Source organism: Couchioplanes caeruleus (genome assembly GCF_003751945.1).
In the GTDB taxonomy this organism is placed as follows: domain Bacteria; phylum Actinomycetota; class Actinomycetes; order Mycobacteriales; family Micromonosporaceae; genus Actinoplanes; species Actinoplanes caeruleus.
On the sequence record NZ_RJKL01000001.1, the window covers coordinates 7,420,903 to 7,446,487 of the forward strand.

The 25,585-nt window shown below is 72.0% G+C and carries 20 protein-coding genes and 1 pseudogene; 13 read left to right on the forward strand and 8 right to left on the reverse strand.

Annotated features, from left to right (window positions below; translation table 11 throughout):
- Window positions 1–13: 13 nt before the first annotated feature.
- From EDD30_RS33510 to EDD30_RS33520, 3 genes are all read left to right on the forward strand, one after another.
- The gene (locus EDD30_RS33510) at window positions 14–5,326 is read left to right on the forward strand and encodes a diguanylate cyclase (RefSeq protein WP_170047734.1); all 5,313 of its coding nucleotides are present in this window, start codon (window positions 14–16) and stop codon (window positions 5,324–5,326) included.
- Window positions 5,327–5,687: 361 nt separating this feature from the next.
- On the forward strand, window positions 5,688–6,104 hold the full coding sequence (locus tag EDD30_RS33515; RefSeq protein WP_071810170.1) for a cupin domain-containing protein: 417 nt from the start codon (window positions 5,688–5,690) through the stop codon (window positions 6,102–6,104).
- Window positions 6,105–6,170: 66 nt separating this feature from the next.
- The gene (locus EDD30_RS33520; protein WP_071810169.1) at window positions 6,171–6,731 is read left to right on the forward strand and encodes an alpha/beta hydrolase; all 561 of its coding nucleotides are present in this window, start codon (window positions 6,171–6,173) and stop codon (window positions 6,729–6,731) included.
- 181 nt (window positions 6,732–6,912) lie between these two features.
- Here the strand turns inward: EDD30_RS33520 and EDD30_RS33525 are convergent, their stop codons facing one another.
- Window positions 6,913–7,437 carry a GNAT family N-acetyltransferase gene (locus EDD30_RS33525; protein ID WP_211278080.1) on the reverse strand — a complete coding sequence of 175 codons (525 nt, stop codon included), beginning with the start codon at window positions 7,435–7,437 and terminating at the stop codon, window positions 6,913–6,915.
- Window positions 7,438–7,632: 195 nt separating this feature from the next.
- Between EDD30_RS33525 and EDD30_RS33530 the strand changes: the two genes are divergently transcribed.
- Both EDD30_RS33530 and EDD30_RS33535 read left to right on the forward strand, forming a co-directional pair.
- Complete coding sequence (locus tag EDD30_RS33530; protein WP_071810167.1) at window positions 7,633–8,592, forward strand: glycosyltransferase family 2 protein; 960 nt, start codon at window positions 7,633–7,635, stop codon at window positions 8,590–8,592.
- Window positions 8,582–9,688, forward strand: coding sequence for a glycosyltransferase (locus EDD30_RS33535; RefSeq protein ID WP_071810166.1), 1,107 nt, complete (start codon window positions 8,582–8,584; stop codon window positions 9,686–9,688). Before EDD30_RS33530 ends, EDD30_RS33535 begins: the two co-directional genes overlap by 11 nt.
- Here the strand turns inward: EDD30_RS33535 and EDD30_RS33540 are convergent.
- Together EDD30_RS33540 and EDD30_RS33545 are read right to left on the reverse strand one after the other, a co-directional pair.
- The gene (locus tag EDD30_RS33540; protein ID WP_071810165.1) at window positions 9,618–11,168 is read right to left on the reverse strand and encodes a glycosyltransferase family 2 protein; all 1,551 of its coding nucleotides are present in this window, start codon (window positions 11,166–11,168) and stop codon (window positions 9,618–9,620) included. The genes EDD30_RS33535 and EDD30_RS33540 overlap by 71 nt on opposite strands.
- A complete protein-coding gene (locus EDD30_RS33545) occupies window positions 11,165–12,403 on the reverse strand; it encodes a glycosyltransferase family 4 protein (RefSeq protein WP_071810164.1) in 1,239 nt (412 codons plus the stop codon). The genes EDD30_RS33540 and EDD30_RS33545 overlap by 4 nt, the downstream gene beginning before the upstream one ends.
- Before the next feature lie 117 nt (window positions 12,404–12,520).
- Between EDD30_RS33545 and EDD30_RS33550 the strand changes: the two genes are divergently transcribed.
- From EDD30_RS33550 to EDD30_RS41660, 3 genes are all read left to right on the forward strand, one after another.
- Window positions 12,521–14,131: a glycosyltransferase family 4 protein gene (locus tag EDD30_RS33550; RefSeq protein ID WP_071810163.1), complete on the forward strand. Its 1,611-nt coding sequence runs from the start codon at window positions 12,521–12,523 to the stop codon at window positions 14,129–14,131.
- A gap of 128 nt (window positions 14,132–14,259) precedes the next feature.
- A complete protein-coding gene (locus EDD30_RS33555; RefSeq protein WP_143163076.1) occupies window positions 14,260–14,439 on the forward strand; it encodes a hypothetical protein in 180 nt (59 codons plus the stop codon).
- Between the two features lie 18 nt (window positions 14,440–14,457).
- On the forward strand, window positions 14,458–14,586 hold the full coding sequence (locus EDD30_RS41660) for a hypothetical protein (RefSeq protein ID WP_280526188.1): 129 nt from the start codon (window positions 14,458–14,460) through the stop codon (window positions 14,584–14,586).
- 225 nt (window positions 14,587–14,811) lie between these two features.
- On the opposite strand, the gene EDD30_RS33565 is transcribed toward EDD30_RS41660, so the two are convergent.
- Complete coding sequence (locus EDD30_RS33565; protein ID WP_071810161.1) at window positions 14,812–15,300, reverse strand: SRPBCC family protein; 489 nt, start codon at window positions 15,298–15,300, stop codon at window positions 14,812–14,814.
- 376 nt (window positions 15,301–15,676) lie between these two features.
- Between EDD30_RS33565 and EDD30_RS33570 the strand changes: the two genes are divergently transcribed.
- Both EDD30_RS33570 and EDD30_RS41665 read left to right on the forward strand, forming a co-directional pair.
- Window positions 15,677–16,123: a hypothetical protein gene (locus EDD30_RS33570; protein ID WP_143163075.1), complete on the forward strand. Its 447-nt coding sequence runs from the start codon at window positions 15,677–15,679 to the stop codon at window positions 16,121–16,123.
- Between the two features lie 161 nt (window positions 16,124–16,284).
- On the forward strand, window positions 16,285–20,442 hold the full coding sequence (locus EDD30_RS41665) for an HAD-IC family P-type ATPase (protein WP_148088177.1): 4,158 nt from the start codon (window positions 16,285–16,287) through the stop codon (window positions 20,440–20,442).
- 556 nt (window positions 20,443–20,998) lie between these two features.
- On the opposite strand, the gene EDD30_RS33580 is transcribed toward EDD30_RS41665, so the two are convergent.
- Together EDD30_RS33580 and EDD30_RS33590 are read right to left on the reverse strand one after the other, a co-directional pair.
- Window positions 20,999–21,562, reverse strand: coding sequence for a superoxide dismutase family protein (locus tag EDD30_RS33580; RefSeq protein WP_071803035.1), 564 nt, complete (start codon window positions 21,560–21,562; stop codon window positions 20,999–21,001).
- A gap of 472 nt (window positions 21,563–22,034) precedes the next feature.
- Window positions 22,035–22,421, reverse strand: coding sequence for a DUF1304 domain-containing protein (locus tag EDD30_RS33590; RefSeq protein WP_071803036.1), 387 nt, complete (start codon window positions 22,419–22,421; stop codon window positions 22,035–22,037).
- An 80-nt stretch (window positions 22,422–22,501) separates the two neighbouring features.
- Here EDD30_RS33590 and EDD30_RS33595 point away from each other — a divergent pair, with 80 nt between their 5' ends.
- Complete coding sequence (locus EDD30_RS33595; RefSeq protein WP_071803037.1) at window positions 22,502–23,065, forward strand: TetR/AcrR family transcriptional regulator; 564 nt, start codon at window positions 22,502–22,504, stop codon at window positions 23,063–23,065.
- A 55-nt stretch (window positions 23,066–23,120) separates the two neighbouring features.
- Here EDD30_RS33595 and EDD30_RS33600 read toward each other — a convergent pair.
- Window positions 23,121–23,576: pseudogene (locus EDD30_RS33600) on the reverse strand (MFS transporter); the annotation flags it as partial.
- Between the two features lie 848 nt (window positions 23,577–24,424).
- On the opposite strand from EDD30_RS33600, the gene EDD30_RS33605 reads away from it, so the two are divergent.
- Together EDD30_RS33605 and EDD30_RS33610 are read left to right on the forward strand one after the other, a co-directional pair.
- Window positions 24,425–24,649, forward strand: a complete 225-nt coding sequence (locus EDD30_RS33605; protein ID WP_071803038.1) for a hypothetical protein — start codon at window positions 24,425–24,427, stop codon at window positions 24,647–24,649.
- A 71-nt stretch (window positions 24,650–24,720) separates the two neighbouring features.
- A complete protein-coding gene (locus EDD30_RS33610; protein ID WP_071803039.1) occupies window positions 24,721–25,128 on the forward strand; it encodes a RidA family protein in 408 nt (135 codons plus the stop codon).
- On the opposite strand, the gene EDD30_RS33615 is transcribed toward EDD30_RS33610, so the two are convergent.
- The gene (locus tag EDD30_RS33615) at window positions 25,125–25,502 is read right to left on the reverse strand and encodes a winged helix-turn-helix transcriptional regulator (RefSeq protein ID WP_071803040.1); all 378 of its coding nucleotides are present in this window, start codon (window positions 25,500–25,502) and stop codon (window positions 25,125–25,127) included. The two genes, EDD30_RS33610 and EDD30_RS33615, sit on opposite strands and share 4 nt — an antisense overlap.
- Window positions 25,503–25,585 lie beyond the last annotated feature (83 nt).

The following is a 25,585-nucleotide window of genomic DNA, read 5'->3' on the forward strand; positions in this document are numbered from 1 at the left end:
CGAACCGGTTCGCGTGTTGTCGCGTAGCGCCTCCGGCACGGCCGAGGCGGGTCGCGATCTTGCCGACGTCGAGGTGATCAAGGAGCTCAGCCGCGGGGCTCAGACGGTGGTCCATCGGGTCCGCCGCGCGGGGATCGAGTACGCGCTGAAGCAGCTCCAACCCGGGGTCGTCGTCGACGATGCCACCCTGGTGGCGTTCCGGCGGGAGGCGGCGATCCTCGCGTCCATCGACCACCCCGGTCTGACCCGCATCCACGAGGTCGGTCAGACGTATGGCCGGCCGTACCTGCTCATGGATCTCGTCGAGGGAACCGAGCTGACCGCACTGACGCGCGAAGGCCCGCTGCCGGACCGACGCGTGGTCGAGCTCGGCATCGACGTCGCGGGTGCGCTCGCCGCGGCCCACCGGGTCGGGCTCGTGCACCGTGACGTGAAGCCGCAGAACATCATGGTGCTGCCGGACGGCGAGGCGAAGGTCATCGACTTCGGGCTGGCGGCCTGGGTCGCGAGCGACCATGACGGGGTCACAGCGGGCACGCTCGCCTACAGCTCGCCGGAACAAACGGGCATGCTCAAGCGGCCTGTCGACGGGCGTTCGGACCTGTACTCGCTGGGCGTCGTGGTGTTCCAGTGCCTGGCCGGCGTGTTGCCGTTCGCCTCGCCGGACGTCGGCGACCTGCTACGCATGCACGCGGTGAGCCCGCCACCTGATCTGCGGCGGCTGTGCCCGGGTGTGTCGAGGGCGTTGGTGGCGGTCGTGGAGAAGCTGCTGGCGAAGGATCCGGACGATCGGTATCAGACGGCGCAGGGACTACTCGCGGATCTGCACCGGTTGCGGAGCGACCCCGACCCGGCGGTGTTCACGCCGGGCGCGGAGGACTCATCCGACGACCGAGGCGACACCAGTCTCAGCGGCCGTGCGCGTGAGCTGGCCGAGCTGACGGCGCGATGGCGCCGCGCGGTCGAAGGCCGCGGTGGCGTCGCGGTGGTCCAGGGCGCACCCGGTGTCGGAAAGAGCCGCCTCGTACGGGAGCTGGCCGCCTCGGTCCGCGCCGGCGGTCATCCGGTGCTGTTCGGAAAGGGCTCGACGGACAACCCGGTGCCGATGGCCGCGCTCCGCGCCGCCGTCGACCAGTACGTTCGTGACCTGCAGCGGCTCCCGGAACCGGCGCGTGGCGCCGCGGTACGCGGGCTGCGGTCGGCGGCCGGTTCCGCCGCGCCGCTGCTGCGGGCGTTGTCGCCCGCGGTCGCGGCCGTACTCGAGGCTCCCGACCTGGCCGAGGAGGACCGCGGTGACCAGTTCGCCACCGCCGTCGCCGGCTTCCTCGTCGGCTTGGCCCGGGCCGGCGGCGGACTCCTGCTGCAGCTCGACGACGTGCAATGGCTCGACGGCGCGACCCTGCGGGTGCTGCGCCAGCTCACCGCCGACCTCGCCGATACGCCGCTCATGGTGGTGGGTACCGCGCGCGACGACGCCGCAAGCCGGCCCGGTGTGGAGAGCTGCCGGGCCGCGCTCGGCGCATCCATCGACCTGCACTTGCCGCTGGGCCCACTCGACACCGCCGGCATGGCGGCACTCGTCGCGGCCCACCTGCCCGGCGGCGAGCTCGACGCGGAGCTGGTCAGCCGGCTCAGCGAGCGCAGCGAAGGCAACCCTTTCACGCTGGTCGAGTACGTCCGGGCCGTGATCGACGCCGGTCTGCTGCGTCCGTACTGGGGCACCTGGCTCTTGGACACAGCGGGCCTGGACGGCCTGGCGCTGCCCCGCGGAGCGCTGGAGCTGGTTCTCACCCGGATCGAAGGGCTCGGCGTGCGCAGCCGGGCGCTGCTGACCGCCGCGGCCGTGTCCGGCAGCCGCTTCCGGACGGATCTCGTGGCCGAGGTGTCCGGCGTCGACCACCGGGCGGCCGAGGCGATCCTCGTGGACGCGGCCGGCCGGCACTTGGTCGAGCACGACGGTGACGAGTACGTCTTCCTGCACGACCGCATCCGGGAGGCGCTGCTCAAGGACGTGGACGGGGACCGGCTACGCGGCCTGCACCAGCGCATCGCCGAGACCCTCGACGCATCGGATCCCGGCGGCGAGCGCCACGTGTACGCCCTGGCGCACCACTACGCGCACGGGGAGAAGGAGCGGACACCAAAGCGGGTCTTCGAGACCTGCTACGCGGCCGGCCGGCTGGCGTTGGCAGGCCACACCCCCGCCGCGGCACTCGCGCTGCTGCACCAGGCGGCCGAGGCGGCCGCCGACCCGGACGCGGAGTTCCTCCACACACTCGGCATCGCGCAGCACCAGACCGGTCGCTTCGCCGACGCCTGCGACTCGCTGGAGCAGGCGTTGCGGGCCGCCCGGGTGCCACTGGTACGAGCGACGATCCTCTGGCAGCTCGCGCTAGTCCACCGCAGTACCTGGAACACGAATGCGTCGATCGCCGCGGTCGAGCAGGCGACGGCCGAACTCGGCCGGCCGCTCCCGCGCAACCGGGTGCTGCTGTTCCTCTCCACGCTTGCGCTGTACGCCGGCGCAGTGCTGATCGGCGTCACCAGGATCGGTTTCGGCACCGCATCCGCCGAGCGTCGCGACTGGTACCGCCTCCGCACGGAACTGCATCGTGTGGCGGCGCACTCGGCGGTCATCGGCCAGCGACCCTACGAGGCCGTGGTGCACAACATGCGGGCGCTGTACCACGCCAACCGCGTCGGCTTCTCCGCGGAGTACGCGAGGCAGCACGCGTCGCTGGCCTTCATCGACCGCATGCTCGGGCTCCGCAGGCGTGCCGCGAGGGGTTACGCCCGCGCCGCCCGTACCGCCGATCGGCTGGCGGATCCGGGGCTGGTGGCGCAGATCGCCTGGGAGATCAGCGCCGCCGAATACTTCAGCGGCAGTGGCGCCGGCGCCGTCTGGATCCCCGTCATCGAGGAGCACGGGCGCTGGCTGGAGATCGGTACCTACTGCGACGCCGTCGCCGCCATCTGCTGGGGCGCGGTCATCGAAGGCGACACCCGCGAGGCCCTGCACTGGCAACAGCGTGCCCGGGCGCACCTGGAGGCCAGAGGGCAGGCCGGCAATACGTCGCTGGCCATGGCCGAAACCGCGATCCCGGCCATGCTGGGCCGCGCCGGTGCGGCCGCGACCGGCCTCCGTGCCGTGAACGAGGCGTCGGCCGCGCACGCGAGCGTCGGGATGCGGGTCGGTTTCCTCACCGCTGCCGCCCATGCCGCCCTGGAACTGGACGACCTCGGGGCTCCGTTCGACACCGTTCTGGCCGAGTTCGCCACCCTCGGCGTGAAGTCGGCGGCACTTCTGCCGCCGCAACGTGCGTTCTACATCTACCAGGCGTACGGTCGGCTGTCCCAGTGCCGGCGGGCGGGCGCGTCCGAGCGCCCGGAGCGGCTGACCGCGGCACGCGACGCCGTCATCCGCCTGCGGTCGGTGGCCAACCGGCCGCTGCTGAAGGCGCATCTCGCGATCGCGGAAGCCGATCTCCGGCAGCTCGAGGGTGACAGTGCCGGAGCCCTGGACCATCTGGCCGGGCTGGACCCGTTGCTGCGCAAGGTGGACGCGCCTCTCGTGACATACGAGGCAGCCCGGGTGCGCACCCGGGCGTTGCGCGACCTCGGATACGCCGAGCAGGCCCGGTTGCAGGCCGCGAACGCGTTGACGCTGACGGAGGAGCAGCAGTGGCCGCACCGGGCGCGCTGGATCGAGGCGGAGTTCGCGATGCCGGCTCACCGGGCGGCCGGCACCCGGGGCTACCGGTCCAGCGTCGACGTCACGGCCTCGGACGGCCACCGTCAGCGCCTGCACGCCATCGAACAGGTGAGCATGGCGGCCTCCCGGGTCCTGGACCCGGGCCGCCTGGCGCGGATCGCGCTGGACGAGACCATCCGGATCCTCGCCGCGGATCGCGCGATCCTGTTCCTCCCCGAGGGTGCCGACTTCCTGCACGGCGCCGCAGGCCCGGACTCCGACGACCACGGCGGCACCGGCGACGGGCTCGTCGCGCATCTCGGCCGCGACGCGGCAGGCCACGACATCGACGAGCTGACCGGCTACAGCTCCACCCTGGTCGAGCGGGTTCGGCACACCGGTGAGGCAATGGTGATGACCGGGACCGAGGAGGGCGTCGCCCTGGGGTCCGAGAGCGTCGTCGTGCACGGACTGCGCAGCATCATGGCCGCTCCGCTGCGGCTGGAGGGCCGCCTGCTCGGCGTGGTCTACCTGGACAGCCGGGTCGCCAAGGGCGTCTTCACGATGGACGATGTCGGTGTCCTCGTGGCCATCACCAACCACATCGCGGTCTCCCTGGAGACGACCCGCATGGTCCAGTTGGAGGTCGCCGCGCAGACCGCCCGGCAGCAACGCGATGTCGCCGAAGCGCTGCACGGAGCCCTGACGCTGATGGGCGGCACCCTCGACCCGCGGGAGGTCCTGGAACGCCTGCTCGAAGCCGCCGTCCGGGTCCTGCCGGGGGAGCGGGCGTGGCTGGTGACCGGCGATGGCCCGGACCGTACCGTCCTGGCCGCGCCGGGTTCGGCGCCGATCACGCCTCAGGCTGCTCTGCCGACCGCTCTGCTCGCCGCCGATCGGCCGATGGCCGGAACCGCCGCGACGCGACCGGCCGCCCTGGAGGGTCTGCTCGACGGCGCCGCGTCGTGGGCCGTGCTCCCCGTCGTCGCGGGCACCGAGCGCCTCGGGACCCTGGTGCTCGCGGCGACCGGAACCGCCGTCTACCAGGAGGCCGACCTGGAGATGGCCGTCGCCCTGGTCGGTCAGGGCGTCATCGCCTACGAGAAGGCCCGCCTCTTCACCCAGGTCAGGGAGCTGGCGATCCACGACGAGCTCACCGCGGTCCCGAACCGCCGTCACTTCTTCGACCTCGCCAAGCGCGATCTCGCCGCCGCCCGCCGGCACGGTCGGCCGCTCACCGCCGTGATGATCGATATTGATCACTTCAAGAGGGTCAACGACACCCACGGCCACCTAGTCGGCGACGACGTCATCCGAGGCGTCGCGCACCGCCTGGGCCGCACCATCCGAGACACTGACATTCTCGGCCGTTACGGCGGCGAGGAGTTCGCCCTCATCATGCCCGACGCGCACCCGGCTTCCACCGCACTCGCCGAACGGCTGCGCGCGGCGATCGCCGACGCGCCCGTCGACACGCGCATCGGACCGCTGTCCGTGACCATCAGCGTCGGCACCGCCCGTCTGCACGCCGACGACCCCGACATCAACGCCGTCCTGTCCCGCGCCGACGCTGCGCTCTACCGGGCGAAGAGCGCCGGCCGCAACCGCGTCGAGGTCGAATCCACGGGCGATTAGAGCGGTACGGGCGGGGCCGAGACGCCTCTCTTCGAGGGCGCGGGGACGAATTCACCGTGCGTATCGCCTGCATCGGCGGCGGAGAACTCAGGCGGTTCGGCTATGACGGACGGCTCAACAGTTCGCCGAAGCGTGGCGTCAGCCTCTCGAAGTCGCCGGGTTCCAGGTGGTCTTTCCCAGGCGCCCGCGTGGCTGCCGGGAGTGACAGACTTGTCAACGCGGACCGCAGGAAGCTGCCGTAGCTGGCTTCCCGCGGTTTCGGCTTCATGGGCAAGATGGCAGTCCGGCCTGCCCGCTGAGTGAGGCCGAGAGACGGGCTGGCGTCCTTGACGGGTTGCCTCGCTGGTCGAGGATGGGACTTATGTCGACTCGTCCGCCGCTTGCCGAGGCCATGGACCTCCATGCTCATCCCGAGGGTGGGTGGTACCGCGAAACCTTCCGCTCCTCGGTGGAGTTCCAGCCCGCCGGGTATCCCGGTCCCCGTGCCGCCGCTACCGCGATCTACTTCCTGCTCCAGCCGGGCGAGTCGTCGGCCTGGCACGTCGTACGCTCCGACGAGCTGTGGCTTCTCCACTCCGGCGCGCTCGAGTTGCGTCTCGGTGGCTCCGGAGCGGTTCCGACCGAGCCCGGCGAGGTCGTCCGGGTGGACGCGGCGAGCCCGCAAGCCCTCGTTCCCGCGGGGGTGTGGCAGAGCGCCCATCCTGCCGGAGACGAGCCGGTGCTGGTGAGCTGCGTGGTGTCGCCGGGCTTCGACTTCGCCGACTTCCGGTTGGCGTGATCCGCATCGGGCCGACCGGCCGATCACTGATGTATCGGGGGACTAGCTGGCGGTTACCCTAGCGCGATGATCACGGCGGTTCTCGTGCCCGGTGGGGGCTACACCACCCAAGGTCCGCTGTTCGACCTTGCAGACGCTGTCCTGACGGCACGTCGGGACGCGGTCGAGCCGGTCGAGTGGAGCGTGCCCGACGGACTGTTGGAGGTGGGTCCGGAGCCGTTCGTGCGGGTCCACGTCGCTGCTGCGTTGCACCGCGCTCGGACGGCGGCACCCCACGGTCGTCCGGTACTGATCGCCAAATCGCTGGGGAGCCATGCCGCCGCCTTAGCCGCGGACGAGGAGCTGCCAGCAATCTGGCTGACGCCGATACTCACCGACGACAGCGTGGTGGAGGCGATCACCGCGAACCGGGCACCGCAACTGCTCATCGGGGGTACAGACGACCGGTTCTGGATGCCGCAGGCCGCCGAGGCGACCGGCAAGCAGGTGCTGCAGATAGCCGATGCCGATCACAGTCTGCGGGTGCCGGGGCCGGTGCGCCGATACGCTGAGGTCCTGGCGACGGTCGGCACCGCCATGGAGGACTTCTTCGCCGCCGTCACGGCGAATACGGACCCCACTGGATAATGTGTGCCGCCACCGTGCGGCCGGCTCGAGGCATGATGTCGTGGTGAGCGTCCTCTTTGACGACGAGTGCCGGTCCACTACGGATTCGTCTGGTTGTCGTCTGTCGAGGATCTGCCGGAGCTGAGCGGTCGATTCCGGGGACGGCGGCTCGGCGCCGCCTCAAGGCCGAACATCGGTCGTGTCAGAGCCGTCTCGTGAGGAGCAGGGTGGTCCCATGTGTCGGATCCACTTCCTTCCGCTCGGTCTCGGTGAACCGGACCTTGGTCAGCACACGACGAGAAGCGGTGTTCCAATCCCAGACCGTGGCCCACAAACGTTCATACCCGGACAATCTCGCCCAGTCCAGAACCGCCCACGAGGCCTCGGTCGCGTATCCCTGACGCCAGGATCGGCGTAGCAGCTCGAACGCCAGCTCCGGTTCCCGTGGCGATTCTCGTCCGCCGTCGATCAGCCCGCAGTAGCCGATGACGTCACGAGCGGCCTTCCGCTCGACCGCGAGCAGCCCGATCGACGATGGGTGGTCGGTGCGGATCGAATCCTCGAGCTCCGCGACCGTGGGGTGTCCATCTGCGTCGATTCGGCGGTGCGGCGGCACTCGGGGATCACGTTCGGTCCACAGCTCGCGCTGGATCACAGCCTCGGCTACCCGCCAAGGTCTGAGCAGCAGGCGATCCGTCTCGAGCACAACCTCGCGGCCCGGCGTCACTGCTGCTGTCATGACAGCAACTCTCTCACGGGCGCACGCACTGTCATGCCGGGAGGCGCGCGGCGGCCCTGCGCTCGACGGTCGAGGAACCCGGAAGGTCTAGCGGCTTCCAGCACCCCGCATCGACGCCCAGCGATTGCCGGAGCACCATGCCTGATTAACCTCGCGGCAGCCTGAGGCTCGTAGCTTGCGCGAATGCCAGCCGTGCCGGACGTAACCGTCGTCATTCCCACGCGTTTTCGTCCCGATCTCGTCATCCGGGCCGTACGGAGTGCGCTCGCGCAGACCCATCCGGCCCTGGAAGTCATCGTCGTCGTGGACGGCCCCGACGACGACACCCGCGACGCGCTCGCGGCCGTCTCGGACGCCCGGTTGCGGGTCATGGTGCTGGCCGAGAAGGGCGGCGCCCCGAACGCCCGGAACGTCGGTGCGCGTGCGGCCACCGGAAGCTGGACGGCGTACCTGGACGATGACGACGAGTGGCTGCCGGAGAAGGTGGCGACCCAGTTGGCTCTGGCGGCTACCGCCTCGGTGCGCACACCGATTGTGGCCAGCCGGCTGATCAACCGGACACCGCGCGCGGATTCCGTCATGCCACGCCGGCTGCCCGTGCCGGGTGAGCCGCTGAGCGAGTACCTCACCGTGCGGCGCGGGCTCTTCTACGGCGACGGCTTCATCCAGACCTCCACGATCATGGCGCCGACCGAGCTGTTCCGGCGGGTGCCGTTCACCGTCGGCCTGCGCCGGCAGCAGGAGTTGGACTGGACCCTGCGGGCGCTGCAGCAGCCGGGAACCGAGCTGTACTTCGCCGCCGAGCCGCTGGTGCTCTGGCACCAGGACGAGAATCGTGACCGGATCAGCCTGCACATGCCGTGGGAGGAGCAACTGGAGTGGCTGCGCCGCAGCCGGGCACTGTTCACGCCGCGTGCGTACGCTGCCTTCACGATGAGCGTGCTCGGCTCGATGGCGGCGACCACCCGCAGCCGCACGGTGTTCCGCGAGATTCTCGCGGAGGCTCGCGGCCACGGCCGCCCCAGGGCCATCGACTACCTGACCTTCCTGCAGATCTGGCTGCTCCCGCCGGGGTTGCGCCACAGGGTCCGCGACGTCGTGCTCGGCCGCCGACGGTCGGCGGACCCCGTCGATGTCCGCTGACCCGCGGGTGGTGATCTGGCGCAGCGCGATGTTGCCCGGGTCGGAGACCTTCGTCCGGGACCACGGCGCCGCGCTGCACCGGTGGAGCCCCGCCTACCTCGGTGCCGTGCGGGTCGACTCGCCGCTCGCCGCGGACACCGACCGGATCGCCTTCCCGGACGCCCGCTCGTTTCTGCGGCTGCGGCTGACCGGGCGGTCACCGCGCCTCGACCATGCCCTGCGCGAGCTGCGCCCCGACCTGGTGCACGCGCACTTCGGTGGGGACGCCTGGCTGGTCAGCGGCGCGGCCGCGGGGCTCGGCGTGCCTTTGGTGATCACGGTGCACGGCCACGACGTCACCCGCCAGCCGGCCGCGGCCGGCCTGCGCGGCCTGCGCTACCGGCGCAACCTGCGCACCGCCTTCCGGCGAGCGGCGCTGATTCTGGCCGTCTCCGAGCACATCCGGACGCGGGCGCACGCCTGCGGCGCCGACCCGGCGAAGGTACGCGTGCACCACACCGGCATCCCGCTCCCGAGCGACGAACCGGCCGTGCCGAAGCGGTGGGACGTCGCCTTCGTCGGCCGCCTGGTCGCCAAGAAGGGCGTGGCGGACCTGCTCACCGCCCTCTCCGCGACCCCGGCCCGAGCGGTGATCATCGGCACCGGGCCGCTCGAGGGGCCGTTGCGGCGGCAGGCGGCGGAGCTGGGCGTGGACGCCACCTTCCTCGGCGCGCTGCCCCACGCGGAGGCGCTCTCGCACGTACGCGCCAGCAGGATTTTCGCGGCGCCGTCCCGGACCGCGCCGGACGGCGACTCGGAGGGCCTGCCGACGACGATCCTGGAGGCGTCCGCGCTCGGGGTTCCGGTGGTCGCGACCCGGCACAGTGGCATCCCGGAGGCGGTCCGGCACCTCGAGACCGGGCTGCTCTGCGCGGAAGGCGACTCGGCCGCGCTGGCCGCGCACATCGGGCGGCTGCTCACCGACGACGCGTTGCGGGCCCGGCTCGGCGCGAACGGCCGGGCCCACGTGACCGAGGGCTTCGACCTCAGCCGGCAGTCGCGACGGCTGGAGGCGCACTACGACGACGTAGCCGGGCGAGTATCCGCCGGGCGGTGAGCGGCACGACCGAGAGCATCAGGCGGCCCGACTCGTCCACGACCGGCGTGATCGCGAACAGACGGCCGCCGCGGCGGCGGACGATCGGCTTCGGCATCCCGGCCCGTGCGGCGCGCACCGCGGCGGCGCCCGCGGCCCCTGTCGCCATCCGGGCGCCGAGCGCCCGGGCCGGGTCGAAGGGCCCGGGCTGTGCCGAGACGATCCGGCGGTGACCGCAGGTCCCGCTGCGGGCCAGCAGCTCGGCCGTGTCGATGGTGATCCGGAGCAGGTCGCCGGCCCGGGTTACCTCGGCGGGGATCTCCTCGGCGCTCACGCTCACCGGCCCGTGACCGCCGGTCGCGGTGATCACGAGATGGTCGCCGGACCAGGCGAACGCCGTGGCGTTCAGCTTGGCGTCCCAGTCGGCCGAGCCCGTGACGTCGAAACACTCGTCCGGCAGCCGGCCGAATCCCGGATAGGCCGCACAGCGCCGCCCGTTGCGGGTCACCGTCGGCGGGACGCCCTCCGAGGCGTCCTGCCGGATGACGGCGAGCAGGTCGTCGAGGCCGCCGTGCCGGGCCACCGCCAGCCGGATCCGGGTCTCGGCGTTGAGGCGTTCGGCGATCCGGTCGGTGAGATGTGCGGCGACCATGGCGGCGACGCCTTCGCGTACCCGATGCTGGGTCTCCCGGTCCTGGCGCAGGAGATCGTCCTCGAGCAGGCGGGCCACCTCGTGATCGAAGCGGTGCACCAGGATCGCATCGCGCCGCTCGCCCGGCTCGATCAGGTCCGCCACGAAGGCCAGTACCTTCTCGACGGTCTGCACACGCAGCACGTGCCGGCTGAGATAGGTGATGTTGGTGGCGCTGAACCGGCGCACCGCGAAGTAGTAGTCGTAATCGGCCAGCACCGAGATCCGCCGGGCGTGGAAGCAGGCCGCCAGGGTGAACGGCAGGTCGCTGCCGATCCGCATGTCCTGCGGGTAGCGGATGGCGTGCCGCTCCAGCAGCTCCCGCCGGAACAGCTTGGTGTTGGCCAGCGAGCGCGGCAGGGGCGAGTCGAACAGGTCCAGGTCCGGTTCGGTACGCGCGTAGATGTCCTGATAGATGTGCCGGCTGTTGACGCCCACCACCCGGCCCAGCACGACGTCCGCGTGGTAGCGGTCGGCCGCGTCGACCAGCCGTTCCAACGCCTGGCGGCCGAGCCGGTCATCCGCGCCGACGAAGAAGACGTAACGGCCGGTCGCGGCCTCGATACCGCGGTTGAAGGGGGCCGCCGGGCCACCCGAGTTGGCCTGGTGGATGACCGTGCAGAGGCCGGGGTGGCGGCGCGCGAACCGGTCCAGCTCCGCGCCGCTGCCGTCGGTCGAGCCGTCGTCGACGGCGACGATCCGCATCCGGTCCGGGCCGATGCTCTGCTCGGCCAGCGAGGTCAGGCACTCGGTCAGGTACGGCATGGTGTTGTAGACCGCCACCACGACGGTGACATCGGGACTGCTCATCCGGCCAGCTCCCGGTAGACGGCGTCGAGGCGGTCGGCCTGCGCTTCCCAGGTCCAGCCGGGCAGGGGGCTGTCCGGCCCCGCATAGACGGCTCGGTAGCGCCGCGGGTCGGCGAGGACGGCCCGGACCGCACGGGCCAGGTCGGCGGCGTCGCGGGCCCGGAACACCTCACCCTGGCCGGTGGCGCGGACCGTCTCGGCCATCGTGCGCACGTCGCTGACCACGATCGGCAGGCGGGCGTGCGAGTACTCGAAGAACTTGGTGATCAGTGCGATCTCGTGGTTCGGCCAGTGGTGGATCGGGATCACCCCGACGTCCGCGGCGGCGAGGAACCGGGAGACCTGATCGTGTGCGACGTACGGCACCGCGTGCACCCGCTCGCCGGTCCGGATTTCGGACGGATTCTGCACCACCAGCGCGAGGTGCACGCCGGGCAGCTCGTCGAGCGCGCGGACGACGGTGTCCAGGCCGCGCTGAGCGCTGATCGAGCCACTGTAGACCAGCAGCGGCGTCTCCACGCTGATGCCGCAGAGGCGCCGCAGATCGGGGACGGGATCGTCGGACGGGCGGCCGGGCGCGTTGAGCAGCACCGTGGGGCGCCGGTCCAGTCCGTGTGTCCGCTGCAGCATCTCGGCGAGCAGGTCGGAGACGGTGAGGACCGCGTCGGCGTACGGCACGAACTCGCGCTCGTAGCCGACGTGGGCCGGCAGCCAGCGGATGTTGTCGCGGCGCGGCCGGGCGCCGGGAAGGAACTCGTGGGCGTCCCAGACCAGACGGACGACGCGGTCCGCGCGCAGCTTCGCCCGGGCACCCACGCCGAGCATCCGGAAGTCGTGCGCGTGGATCAGATCGGGCTGCAACTCGTCGATCACCGGGCCGAAGACGCGCTCGTACGTCCACAAGCCGGGCTCCAGCCGGCGCCACGCCCGGTCGCCGAGCACCGCCCGCCAGAACCGGACCTGCGCGTACTCCACCGGCCGGCGCGCCAGTCGGGCCAGGGCGAGCGGCAGGCCGCCGCGCTCGACCAGTCGCCGGCGCAGCCCGCCACCGGCCGCTGCGCCGATCGGCAGCAGGCGCACCTGCGCCGCGCCGATCTTCCAGGTGTGCTCTTCGTCGTCCGGGGAACACCCCAGCAGGACGACCTCCCGGCCGGCGACCTCGGCCACCGACTGTGCGGTCTTCTGGACCCGCGAATCTCCGTGCACGCCGTTGTCGACGAGCATGACCACCTTCATGATGGCGCGAGTGTAGAGCCGAATTCCGTCGCCGCACGCCGTCCGACGAGACGTGCAATTACTCGCCATGACGCATTCATCTGGCCGCCATCCCGAGTGAATATCGTCCCGTCGGACATGGACATCACCTATCTCGCGCTCGGCCCGCGCCGCGTCCGGGCCGCAGCCTGGCACACCGCCCGCCTCGCGGCCGACGGCCACCGGGTCACCCTCGCCGTGCCGGCCGGCCCGGGCTGGGACGGCGTCCGGCTTGCGCCGGGCGTCCGGTTGCATCCCGTACGCTCCCGCGCGCAGGCCCGCCGGTTGATCGCCGCCGCGGACCTCGCCTACACCGGTGACCCGGAGGCGTTGGCGGCCGCGTACGGAACGGACACCCGGACAGAGCCGGCGGCGGACCCGCGCCGGCGCCCGGCCCCGGCCGATCTGGCCGTCGTCACGCCCTGGTATCCGTCGCCCGACGACCCGTTCGCCGGCGCGTTCGTGCGCGCGGCGGCCGCGGCGGTGCGCTGCGGCCGGATTTCGGTGTTGCACACGCAGAGCTGGTACTACCCGCCCGGCCGCCTGCGCGGGCAGCTTCTCGGCGTCGCCGCGGAACGGCAGGCGGTCCGGTGCGGCAACGTGGTGGTCGGCGACGCCTCGCCCGGCTTCCCCGGCGAGGTGGCCCGGGTGGCGGCGCCGACCCCGGCCGGCGGCGACTATCTCGCGTACGGCGACGCGCAGACCGTGGCGCTGCGGGCCGCGCTGCCCACCGGCCGGATCGAGGCGCCCGTGGTGCACGCGCACACCGGCATCATGGGCGGGGTGGTGGCCGCCCGGCTGGCCCGCCCGGACGCCCGCCTCGTGGTGACCGAACACGCCACCTTCCTCACGAGGATCTTCGCGCAGCCGGGCGCACACGAGCGGTACGCCCGGATGCTCGACCGCGCCGACGCCCTGCTCTGCGTCAGCCGGTCGTTGCGTGACCAACTCGCCGGCTACTTCCCGTCGTACGCCGGCAAGCTGCACGTGGTGCCCAACGTCGTCGACTTCGACCTTTTCGCGCCGCGCAGACCTCCGAACGCGCCCCGCCGCTGGCTCTACCTCGGCCGGCTGATGGAGCACAAGGGCGTCCTCACCCTGATCGACGCGTTCGCCGCGGTCGCCGCGGAGGACCCGACGCTCACCCTCACCCTGGTCGGCTCCGGCCCGCTCACCGCAGCCGTGGACGCGCGGATCGCCGCGACCGGGCTGACCGGCCGGATCGTGCGCCGGCCGCCGGTCGACCCGGGCGCGGTGACCGCCCTGTTGCACGAGCACGACCTGCTCGCGCACGCCAGCCTGCGGGAGACCTTCGGGGTGACGGTGGTGGAGGCGGTCGCCGCCGGGCTACCCCTTCTGGTGGCCCGCAGCGAAGGGCCGGCCGAGACGCTGGCCGGGCTGGAGGAGATCGTCGGCGTGGTGTTCGCGCCGACCACCGACCCGGCCGTGATCGTCGCGGCGTACCGGCGACTCCGGGACCGCTTCGCCGACCTGGACCTGCCCGCCGCCCGCGCCGCGCTGCACGCCCGGTACGGCCGTGAGGCGGTGGCGGGACAGTTGCTCGCCGCCTACGCAGGTACGTCGGATGGTGGCCCGTCCCTGACCCTGCCCCGTCACCGGGTGCGGTCCGGGTCGCCGTTGCCGGAGGCCGCGATCCGGACCACCCGCCGAGCCGCTCGCAAGGTTCTCCGCCGGATCCGGTCGCGTTGATCTCCCGCAAGTCTGGAAAGGACGGTGACCGATGCCGTTCATGTGCCGGACAGGAAGGGTTGAGATGTGACACGCCTGCACCGGCAAAGGTGAAGAACGTCGATCCGTAGCGTGGAGCGGTGGTCGTGATGGGTCTCGTCGGAGCGGTCCTGGCCGTGTGTGCCGGAATGTATCTTGCTGCCCTCGAGCATCCCCGAGTGTGCGACAAGGTCCGCGTCGAACGCATCGGCGTCGCGCTGCTCGTCGCCGCCGCTGCCTGTCTGTCGGTCGTGGTGGTGCAGGTGGTCCGAAGCTGGATGAGCCAGTGAATTGACCGTTGCGCCCGGGTGGGATTCAACCCCGCGCTGCGGACCGCGGCCGTCGTGGTCGCGTCGATCGTCCTCGTGCCGCCGCTGGCGGTGAATGTCTACCTGCTCGCCTGGTTCCTGCCGGAGCTCACCGCCGGGCGGCCCTAGTGGCTGGTGGCGTGCGCGCTGACCGTCACCGGCGCGGGGTGCCTGTCCGTCGGATGGCTGCGGCGGCATCGCGCAGCCGGTGGTGGTCGTGGCCGCTCGTGGCGGCCGCGCTGACCGGGGCGCGCACCCGACAACTACCTGTCCCTGATGTGAGCCGCCGCCCGGCGCAGGCCCGGCGCCGGGCCTGCGCCGGAAGCGCTGCCGGCGCGTCGCGGCAATGGAGAGCTAGGCGCGTGGGTGAGCCGTACGCTCGCATTCGCGTTTGATCCGGGCGAGGGTCGTCTTCATGCCCTCGCGGAGGTCTGACTCGAAGCGGGGGACGGATCGCCAGAACAGTCGCACCAGGCGGAGGGATACCCGGCTGACGCCGTCGGGGGCCTCGCGCCGGATCCTCAGGCGTGAGGTGCCCGAGGAGACCGGCTCGACGCGGTACGCCCAGACGGCCTTGTTCTCCCGGATCTTGATGGCGAACTCGACACCGGGGTCGAAGCGCACCACCTGAGCGTGCGTGGGCCACAGAAGAAGGCCGTCGCGGTTGAGGTTGCGCATGCGGGTTCCGACACCGACCGGCCCCTTGGTCGTCACCCGTGTCCGCAAGACCTGTGGACTCCATCGGCTCATGGCCTGCGGGTCGGCGACAAGCCTCCAGACCTGGCCGGCGTCGGCGTCGATCAGCGCATCTTCCTCGATCACCGGGGTGGCGTTCAACGTCATCGGGTTCCTCGCGGGGAGATGTCGGTTCGGGTCGGCACCCAAACTTGCATCTGCTTGACCGATTGGTCAATAGACAGGTTCTCTTCTATGTCTCGCTGTCCGTCATCGCCCGTCGGCTTCGCCCGGTACGGCAGGGGAGAGTCGGTCGCCTGCTCATTTATCACGTTCTATACACGGATGCCACATTGACGGACTACGTTTTTCGTAACGGCGCACGCACGTTCGGTGAAGACCGCATGAAGGGTCGATGACGGCGTGTCCGTCGCCGCCTGGTCGGTGCGGCGTACGTGATGGCTCAAGGAGGCGGTAGGCGATGGCCACCGTTGGTGCGGAAGGCCGATCGCGGCGTGGTAAGTCGCGGTCGAAGGACGAGGACGTGACGAAGCCGGGTCCGGACGACGAGCAGCAGGGTGAGCAGGCGACAGACGTCGGTGAAGATTCGCCGCGGCCCGCGGATTCGGTGACTCCGCCGGTGTCCGCAGGCGGCGAGGGCGGCCGGGTAGTGCCATTGCGGTTGCCGGTGGTGCACGTGCGTTTCTCGACTCGTCGGGTCGCTGTGCCGGTGGACCGGCTGCCTCGGGCGGTGATGGCGTCGGCGCGATGGACCGCGGCGGGAGCTCGCCGCGCGGCCGTCGCGGCCGCGGAGGCCGGTGTATGGGTTGCCCGGTGGACCCGATCGCGCTTCGGCAGGCAGAGCGGATCGGAGCCTGAGGAGCAGCGGCCCGACAACCGGCCGCGGCAGGCCGACGACGGCAAGTCGCCGAAAGCCGCCGCTGACCGGGCGAAGGCCGGCAAGGCGGCCGACGAGTCACCGTCATCGTGAGGCCGGCCCGGATGGTGCAGGCCGCGTCGCTGCTTTCGAGATTCGCTTCCGATGCTCGTTTCCTGTGGGCGCGTGACGGTCGCGTCCACGTAGGGATCGCCGGGTGGGGGGCCGGCGTCCCGGCGGACTGTTCGGCGGCCCTCATCGCGGCTGCGCGGGCGGTGGACGGGGTCCGGTGGGCGGCGGTCAACGTGGTCCTGGGCCGGGTGATCGTCGACTTCGACCCGTCGCGCACGAGCGTGTCGCAGGTGGTCGCGGCGGTGTCCGCGGTGGAGCGGGCCAAGCGGGTCGTCGACGGCCCCGGTGAGGCGCCGCCGCCGTATCCGGGTGAGACGGGGACCGCGGTGGATGCGCAGGCGTCCATGATCGGGTTGTTGATCGGCGGGGTGGCGGGCGCGGTGGGTCGCGCCTTGCGGGTGCCGGCGATGCCGGCCGAGGCAATGGCGGTGCTCGCCGCGGTCGACGTGCTGCCGGGCGTGCGGCGTCGGGCGCAGGATCTCCTGGGTACGCGTCCGGTCGGCTTAGGCCTCACGGCGGCTACCGCGGTGTTGTCGGCGGCGACGCAAGCCCCGGTCGCGCCGCTGGCCGAGGCGGCGTTACGGGCGGTACAACTGCCGGAGGCGTGGGCACGGCAGCGTGCGTGGCAGCGCCGGGAGCCGCAGTTGTGCGCCGACGCGGACGCCGCGGCGGCCAGGCCTGTCGACGTGCCCCCGCGCCCGGTGCCGCTGCCGGATGGCCCGGTCGAGCGGCACGTGAGCCGGATGACGTGGCTGGTCCCGCCGGTCGCCGCCGCGGCGGCGACCGGCGGATGGCGCCGGGCGGCGCAGATGGTCGCCGTGGGGGCACCGCGGGCCGCGACCATGGGGCAGGAGGCCTTCGCCGCGCGGCTGGGCCGGTTGCTGGCCGAGCGTGACGTCGTCGTACGGGATCCGGCGGCGCTGCGCCGCCTGGATCGCATCGACACGATCGTCGTCGACGCCGCCGTGTTGGTCACCGGACGGTGGACGGTCACCGACCTCGTGGTGAGTGAGGGTGCCGATGAGCACGGCGCGCGAGAGCGGGTGGCCGGCATGCTCGACGCCGTTCGGCCCGACGACGTCGTGCACCGTGACGGATGGCGGCTGGGACCGCTGTCCGCCCTCGACGTCGCGGTGCCCGAGCCCGCGATGACCGATCGTGGCGGCGCCCGGCTGCTGGGCCTGGCAACCGGGGGCCAGATGGTCGCGGTGGCCACTGTGGAACCGGAGCTGCATCCGCTCGCCGCCGCGGTGGCCGAGGCCGCCCGCGCCGTGGGACGCCTGGTGGTGGCGGGCAAGGCCTCCGGGGTGGCGGCCCGGTTGGGCGCCGACGCCGTTGCGGGCGGCTCCCGGACGGCCGCGTCGGTGCGCGCATTGCAGGTCGCCGGCGGAGCCGTCATCCTGATCGCCGGTCGTCACGACACTGCCCTGACGGCGGCGGATTGCGGAATCGGCGTCACCGTGCCCGGACGGCGGCCACCATGGGGCGCGCATCTGCTGTGCGGCGGCGAGCTTACGGACGTGTGGCTGACATTGCAGGCCGCGGTGCTGGCGCGTCAGGCCGGTGACCGCGGTGCGCGCCTGGCGATGCTCGGCAGCGCGGCGGGCGCCCTGCTCGCCTTCACGGGCCCCCCGGCCGGCGCGGCCCGGCGGGCAGGCCTGCCGGTGAACGTGACCGCGCTGGCCGCGATCGCCGCCTCGACGTGGTCGGTGTCCGGCTTGGCGCGCCGGGCGACACCGGCGGCGGCGGACACCACCGCGTGGCATGCCCTGGCGGTGGGGCAATTGTGGGAACACCTCCACACGTCGCCGGCCGGGCTGAATGCCGAGCAGGCTGCCGCGCGCTGCCTGGACGAGCCGACCGCAACGGCCGGCGATGAAGCGGGCCTGCTCCGCGCCTCGATCGACGAGCTCGACACCCCGTTGACCGCGCCGCTGGCGGCCGGCGCCGGAATGTCCGCGGTCACCGGAGCGGCCGGCGACGCGGTCCTCGTCGGTGGGGTGCTCGTCGCCAACGCGCTGCTGGGCGGAGCCCAACGGGTGACCGCGAACCGGGCGCTCCGCAAGCTGTTGCACCGTACCGCCCCGCGGGTGCGGCTGCGTCGCGCCGGCACCGAGACCGTCACCACCGCCGATGGGCTCGTGGTGGGCGACGTCATCGTGGTGCAGGCCGGCGACGCGGTGCCCGCCGACTGCCGGCTGGTGGAGGCGGACGCGCTGGAGATGGACGAGTCGGCGTTGACGGGGGAGTCCCTGCCGGTGGCCAAGGACAGCGCTCCGAGCACCGCGAGCGCGGTCGCCGAACGCACCAGCATGCTCTACGCCGGCACCACCGTGGCCGCCGGCACCGCCACAGCGGTGGTGGTGGCGACCGGGCACGCCACCGAGGCCGGACGCGGCGTGCACGCCGCCGCCGACCGGACGCCGTCGGGCGGCGTCGAGGCCCGTCTGCAGCAGCTCACCGCCGCGTCCCTGCCGGTCGCGGCCGGCGCCGCCGGGGCGCTGCTCGGGTCGGGACTGCTGCGCGGCCGGCTCGCCGCCAGTGTGGGCGAGGCCGTCGCCCTCGCCGTGGCGGCCGTGCCGGAGGGGCTGCCGTTCGTGGCGACCGTCGCGCAGCTCGCCGCCGCCCGCCGGTTGTCCCACCGCAACGTGCTGGTCCGCAACCCGCGGACCATGGAGGCCCTCGGCCGTGTCGACGTGGTCTGCTTCGACAAGACCGGGACCCTCACCGAGGGGCGCATCCGGCTGGGCTGCGTCAGCGACGGGCACCGCGACGAAACCTGCGATGCGCTCACCGGGCACCGTCGTACCGTGCTGGCCGCCGGGTTGCGCGCCACCCCCGTCGCCGAGGACGGCGAGGTGCTGCCGCACCCCACCGACCGGGCGGTCGAGGGTGCCGGGCGGCGCTGTGGGGTCGCGGTCACCGAGGAGGCGCCCGGCTGGCAGGCGGTACGGGAGCTGCCGTTCGAACCCGGCCGTGGCTTCCATGCGGTGCTGGGGCAGGATGCCGCCGGCCGGCGGATCAGCGTCAAGGGCGCGCCCGAGACCGTTCTGCCGCGCTGCATCACCCGCCGCGACGAACACGGAGAACGCAAGCTCAGCGACGCCGACCGCAACGACCTCGGTGCCGACGTCGAGCGCCTGGCCCGGCAGGGCTACCGGGTCCTCGCCGTCGCCGAACGCGCCGCCTCGGACAGCGGCCGCCTCGACGACGACCGTGTCGAACGGCTGACCTTCCTGGGCCTGCTCGGCCTCGCCGACCCGGTCCGGCCGACCGCCGCGGCCGCCGTGCGGCGGCTGCGCGCCGCCGGGGTCGACATCGCCATGCTCACCGGCGACCATCCCAGCACGGCCGCCGCCATCGCCGCCGAGCTCGGCATCCTCAACGGCCACCCACCGGTCATCGGCCCCGACATCGACGCCTGCACCGACGACGAACTCGCCAAACTCGCCGCCGATGCGACGGTCTTCGCCCGCGTGAGCCCGGCGCACAAAGTCACCATCGTCCGTGCGATGCGCCGCGCCGGTCGCATCGTCGCGGTCACCGGCGACGGCGCCAACGACGCCCCGGCCATCCGCCTGGCCGACGTCGGCATCGCCCTCGGCGACCGGGGGACCACCGCCGCGCGCGAAGCCGCCGACATCGTCATCACCGACGACCGAATCGAGACCATCGTCGACACCGTCATCGAGGGTCGTGCCCTCTGGGCCGCCGTCCGCGACAGCGTCGCGCTGCTCCTCGGCGGCAACCTCGGCGAGATCGCCTTCACCGTCGCCAGCTCACTGCTGGCCGCGCGGCCGCCCCTCAACGCCCGGCAACTGCTGCTGGTCAACCTCGTCACCGACCTGCTGCCCGCCCTGGCCCTGGCCGCCCGCCCACCCCGCAACATCAGCACCGAGGAGCTCCTGCGGGCCGGACCCGACGACTCACTGGGCGCATCACTGCACCGCGACATCGCCGTGCGCGCCGCCGCCACCGCTCTCGCCGCCACCGGCGGCTGGCTCGCCGCCCGGGTCACCGGCACCGCCGGACGGGCCGGCACCGTGGCGCTGGCCAGCCTCGTCGGCGCCCAGCTCGCCCAGACCGCCATGGCGTCCCGCGGCGACCCCCTCGTGCTCGCGGCCGCCGGCGGCTCCGCCCTCGCCCTCGCCGCTCTCGTCCAGACGCCTCTGACCAGTGTGTTCTTCGGTTGCCGGCCGCTAGGTCCGGTGGCGTGGGGGATCGTCGCGGCCGCCTCCGGCGCCGGTGCCGTCGTCGGCCGGACGGGAGGACGGCTGGCCTTCCACGCCCGCTCCACCTGAGTTTGTCGTTCAACCTCGGCGTCCGACGCGTACGCGGTCACCGGTGACGTGCACGTCTACCGGCTGGAGCGGGCCGGGCAGCGGTACCCGGTGCTCTGGACGACCGGGGTGCCCACCACCGTACGGCTGCCGCAGGAGTGGAGCCCGCGGCAGGCGACCACGCTGGGCGGTGTCACGTCTCCCGATGACGACGGACCGGACGCCGCGGCTCGGCCTGGAGCCGGTCCTGATCGCCTCCTGATCACGTGCCGACCACGACCGGCCGCCCGGCATTCCGGGCGGCCGGTCCCGCGGTGGCGGAACGAGCGGGCAACCTCGACGAGGGATACCTGGCCGGTCGGACGTCGCCCCCTGCGAAACGCTCATCGGGACCACGACGGCACGGACCTCAGCAGGGCTGAGCGGGAAGAGCTGAGGCCGGCGCCGCTGGGCAGCGCCGACGAGTGCAGTCCGCCGAATAGACGGGGGTGGTGCGCTGTCCCCGCTGGACCATGCGCCGGAGCGACCGGCTCATGAGGCACCGTTCTCCGCGTGTCCGGACGAGCCCGGCGACAGCTCAGCTTAGATTGAGACAGGCAAGGCGGGCGCCGGCGGTGCCGGCCTTGCCCGGCTCGGTGTGGGTGTGCTCGGCGTGCAGGACCAGCGAGCGCGGTGGCGTGCGGAACACCCACTTGTTGAACGAGGCCGACGCACCGCTGCCTGCAGCGTTGGTGTGCACGTCCAACCAGACCTCGTTCTCCGGGTTGGCGAATGCGGGATCAGTCGACGGCTGAACCGGGTCCGGCACCTGCTGATAGTGCGGGCCCGCCGCCGCCGGAGCGGCTCCGCAGGCATTGGCGTGCAGGTGAGCGCCGTACGCCTGCCCTGGCTTGAGACCGTGGACGAGCAGGAACGTACGGGTCCGCTTGGGTCCGGAGACGGACCACACGGCTACGCGGGCGCCGGCCGGCACGCGTTCGGCGTCGTAGCTGTAAGCGCCGCCGGCCCCGTCAGCATTGGGAGCGCCGACTGCATGCAGTACGACCAGCCGGGGCGCCGCCGTGGCTGGGGCGGGCGACAGGGCCAGGACCGCCACGGTAGCCGCCGAGCCGGCCAGCACGGACCGCAACATGAAGCTCATGAATGTTGTCTCCCTGCACCGGGCGCCATCTGGACGGCCAGATCGGGGCGGGACCACGGGTGAGGACTCGCCGGTGAGCAGATCTGTCGGGCGCCTACACCACACTCAACGAATGAGAGCGGCTCTCGGTTCACCGCTCCGGCCGCTAGATCAGCGTCGCGCCGACCGATTCTCAGGGCCCACCGCTGCCTCGACGTTCGTCAAGCCTGGCACTGCGACTCAGCACACGTCGACGCCCGGCAGACGATCGCCGCCAGTCGGATGCAGGGGATGCCCGTCGGTTGGGCGACGGTGAGATGGAGGAGGCTCACGAGCAGTCGACGTCGTTGCGGGTCTGGCGGGAAGAACAGGACCGGGCGCATGTCGTGGCGACCCGCCGCAACGACGACGTGGTCACCACCAGCACGGGATTCGCTCGCGTAGTACGACATGTGGCGCCGTACCCGGTGCGGCCCGGTTGCCTTGCTCCTGGTCAAAGAGTTGCGGCGGCAAGGGCGACGAGTGCCACCAGCGGTGGCGCGGCCTGGACCGCGGCGGCCCGGGCGAAGCGGCGGTCGGTGGCCAGCAGCACGGCGCCCGCGCCGGCCATGCAGGCGCCGGCGAAGCCGATCAGGGAAGCGCCCGCGACGGTGCGGCCCGACGCGGTCGCGGCGACGCCGGCGAGCACGCCCAGGGCCAGGAACAGGTTGTACCAGCCCTGGTTGAACGCCATCGGCCGGATGGCGTCGGCGTCGTGCTGTGACGTGACGAGAAAGCGCCGCCAAACCGCCGGGCGGGTGAAGCGCAGGCTCTCCAGCACGAAGAACTGGACGTGGACGAGGGCGGCCAGGGTGGCGGCCACGAGGGCGACGAGGAGCACGGAGATTCCTTCCCAGTTTTGAACCGATCGGTTCAGAAAGTATGCTGTACCGATCGGTACAGATTCGTCAAGGGGAAGCCATGGCGCGCACCAGGTCGTTCACGACGGCGAACGCGGTGCGCGCTGCCCGCGACCAGTTCTGGGAGCACGGGTACGAGGCCACCTCCCTGGCCGACCTCGAACGGGTCACCGGACTCAACCGATCCAGCATCTACCAGGCGTTCGGCAGCAAGCATCAGCTCTTCTCCCTGGCCGTGGAGAGCTACCTCGCCGAGGTGGCGGCGCCGCGCCTGGCAGCCCTGGAGGCGCCCGGCGCCGGTATCGCGCAGGTGGTCGAGTACCTCGAATCGCTGGCCGCCGTCATGGCGGACGCCCCCGGCTCCCTCGCCGGGCGCGGTTGCCTCGTCGTGAACACCATCACCGAGCGCGCGGGGCACGATCCGGAGGCACACGCGGTGGGCGTCGCCTACCGCGACAGGCTGCTGCGCGCTTTCGCGGGCGCCCTTCCGCCGGAAACCGCCGCGCACCGGGCCGAGTTGTTGACCGGCGCGGTGATCGCGGTCCTGGTCACCGCCCGCCTTGCTCCCGCGGCGGCCGCCACCCTGGCCCGTGCCGCCGCGATGGAGGCACGCAGCTGGCGGTGAACCCTGTCGGCTTCGAAGGCGAGGGCGGGACCGCCGCCTCTCACCAGCAATGCGCCGCGAGCCTGAACGTGGCGTAGAGCCGGGCATTGGCGCCGGGCAACTGCTCGGGCGCGACCACGGACGGCAGCAACGCCCCCATCGCGGTGTCTGCGAGGGTTTCGCCGGTCCCCAGAAGGAACAGCACCGCATAGATGGCGGCGACCGTGACGGTCTCCGTCGCGATGGTCACCGCCAGCGCGGCCAGGGCGACGGCGCGGACCAGGTTGACCGCGACGACGAGCAGGCGTCGGTCGAGCCGGTCGACGTAGGCGCCACTGATCAGGGCGAACAGCAACCACGGCAGCTGCTGGACGAAGACGGCACCGGCGATCGCAGCCGGATCGTCGGTGACCGACGCGACCAGCAGCGGGCCGGCGGCCATGGTGACACCATCACCGAGGTTCGACACCGCCGAAGCGGTCCACAGTCGGGTGAAATCCGCGCCGAGACGCGCGGATACAAGGGCACGCAAAAGAGCTCCTCGAGCCAAGAAAGGAAACGGTCGTCTCAGGACCGCTCCGCGGCGAGGAGCACACCGCCGGGACGCCCGGCGGTGAAACCGGTCAGCGCGCGGTGTGCTCTCGCAGCGAAACGGGGACCGTCACCAGGCCGAGGCGCATACCAGCTCCTAACTGTGGATCAATGCTTCAGGGATGATAGCCCCGCACATGGCCGAGGCTCGAACGGTTACCCCGGCGACCCCGCTTCGGGTGGTAGCAGTCGGTCAGCTCGGCACGGCACCCCTGCGAGAGCCGTTCGCTATGCCGTCACCGTGACGCCAAACCGAACGCCGGCCGGGCGGCACCACCTCGCCTCATGGCACTGACCAGCAGCGTCAGCTTCAAAACAGGCACTGACCTCCCTCGGCCGAGTGGTCCTGGCCGGTGCCGGTGGTCATGCCGCTGTCGGAAGTCGCGGTGCGATCCCGGCGAGGGCGGCCCCCGCGCTTAACATCCAATTAACATCTTCGATTTACTTCGGCGTCATCGTCCGCACGCCTGCGAGTCGCCTGCCCGGCATAGCGTCGGACCACCAGTAACGGCGGTCCGAGCCGGAGGCCATCATGGAATACGTCCTCGTGCAGGTGCTCATCCAGGTCCTCAGCGCCGTCCTGATCGCCTTGGCCACCGCCGCCATCCGCCGCGTCTTCGCCTGGCTCTGACCCGCCGACGCGCGAACCCGAGCGGCCTCCGGCCGCTCCCGCCGTCGCCGGCACGCCGACCCGCCGTCGTCGGTGCTCGCGGCTTCAGGCAGTGGCGTCGTGTCCGGCCCTTTGCGCAGCCGGGTTGAGCAGTGCCTGGGCGAACCGAGCCGTCTGCTGTGGTCCCAGCGTCGTCGCCGGGTGATCCGGGCGGCGAAGGCGCCGGCGGCTCGCGCGCGGCCCCGGTAGGCGAGGGCCGCGGCGGTGACGGCTACCGGGTGGTCTGCGGAGCGCACCAGTTGGTGCAGCCGTCGCTCGATGCGGCGCTCGACATGTACCTCGCACTGTTCTTCGTGCTCGAGGCCGGCCCGGCTGCGGTTACCGAAAGGTGCCCGGGTAACTGAAAAGTGCCTTCTTCTCATCCCGGGATCGCTCTCCTACGGTGACTAGGTAACCGAAAGAGAGGGGCTGCGACATGGCTGTGACCTTGGTGAACCCGGTAGGACTGCCGGATGCGGGTGTCTATAAGCACGTCTCGGTGGCGACGGGCTCGAAGCTGGTCCACGTCGCGGGGCAAGTCGCCTGGGATGCCGGGGGCAAGCTGGTCGGCGAAGGGGATCTCGCCGCGCAGGTCGAGCAGTGCTACGTCAACGTCCACACAGCCCTGTCGGGCATCGGCGCGACATTCGACGACGTGGTGAAGCTGGTCGTGCACGCGGTCGACTGGCAGCCCGCGAAGATGCCGCAGTTGGTCGAGGGCATCGAGCGGGCGAAGGCGCGGCTGGGCATCACTGCGGCCCCGCCGGCGTCACTGTTCGGCATCGTGGCGCTGGACGTGCCAGAGCACCTGGTGGAGATCGAGGCGACCGCCGTGCTCGACTAACCGCGTCGGCGGGCGGCCTCGATGTGGCCCAGATACTTCTGGGTCCAGCCGCACATTCCGTCGACGACAGCACGCAGGGCGACGCCCGCTTCGGTGAGGGCGTACTCGACGCGCGGCGGGATCGTGGGGTGCACGGTCCGCTCGATCAGACCGTTGTGCTCGAGCATGCGGAGGTTCTGGGTGAGCATCTTGTGGCTGATTCCACCGATGTGGTCGCGCAGCTCACCGAAGCGCATCGTGCGCTGACCGAGAAACTCCACGATGAGGAACGCCCACTTGTTCGCGATGTCGGAGAAGATCTCCCTCGCCAAGGAGTCGGCCCGGGCCAGGTCGGCTTCGGGCGGCAGCGCCGCGATCTCGTTCCTCGTACCCATCGGGTCACTCTTTCCCAGTTCCTCGGTCACATCGGGTGCGGCCCAGGGTGTCACGTCGCGCGTCCGCGTACCCAGTGCGGCCC

Bases quoted from the DNA above. Each gene is read 5' to 3' on its own strand.
- EDD30_RS33580 (WP_071803035.1), bottom strand. From the start codon at position 21,562: ATGAGCTTCATGTTGCGGTCCGTGCTGGCCGGCTCGGCGGCTACCGTG.
- EDD30_RS33530 (WP_071810167.1), top strand. From the start codon at position 7,633: ATGCCAGCCGTGCCGGACGTAACCGTCGTCATTCCCACGCGTTTTCGT.
- EDD30_RS33595 (WP_071803037.1), top strand. From the start codon at position 22,502: ATGGCGCGCACCAGGTCGTTCACGACGGCGAACGCGGTGCGCGCTGCC.
- EDD30_RS33545 (WP_071810164.1), bottom strand. From the start codon at position 12,403: ATGAAGGTGGTCATGCTCGTCGACAACGGCGTGCACGGAGATTCGCGG.
- EDD30_RS33520 (WP_071810169.1), top strand. From the start codon at position 6,171: ATGATCACGGCGGTTCTCGTGCCCGGTGGGGGCTACACCACCCAAGGT.
- EDD30_RS33555 (WP_143163076.1), top strand. From the start codon at position 14,260: ATGGGTCTCGTCGGAGCGGTCCTGGCCGTGTGTGCCGGAATGTATCTT.
- EDD30_RS33535 (WP_071810166.1), top strand. From the start codon at position 8,582: ATGTCCGCTGACCCGCGGGTGGTGATCTGGCGCAGCGCGATGTTGCCC.
- EDD30_RS33550 (WP_071810163.1), top strand. From the start codon at position 12,521: ATGGACATCACCTATCTCGCGCTCGGCCCGCGCCGCGTCCGGGCCGCA.
- EDD30_RS33540 (WP_071810165.1), bottom strand. From the start codon at position 11,168: ATGAGCAGTCCCGATGTCACCGTCGTGGTGGCGGTCTACAACACCATG.
- EDD30_RS33565 (WP_071810161.1), bottom strand. From the start codon at position 15,300: ATGACGTTGAACGCCACCCCGGTGATCGAGGAAGATGCGCTGATCGAC.
- EDD30_RS33610 (WP_071803039.1), top strand. From the start codon at position 24,721: ATGGCTGTGACCTTGGTGAACCCGGTAGGACTGCCGGATGCGGGTGTC.
- EDD30_RS33515 (WP_071810170.1), top strand. From the start codon at position 5,688: ATGTCGACTCGTCCGCCGCTTGCCGAGGCCATGGACCTCCATGCTCAT.
- EDD30_RS33615 (WP_071803040.1), bottom strand. From the start codon at position 25,502: ATGGGTACGAGGAACGAGATCGCGGCGCTGCCGCCCGAAGCCGACCTG.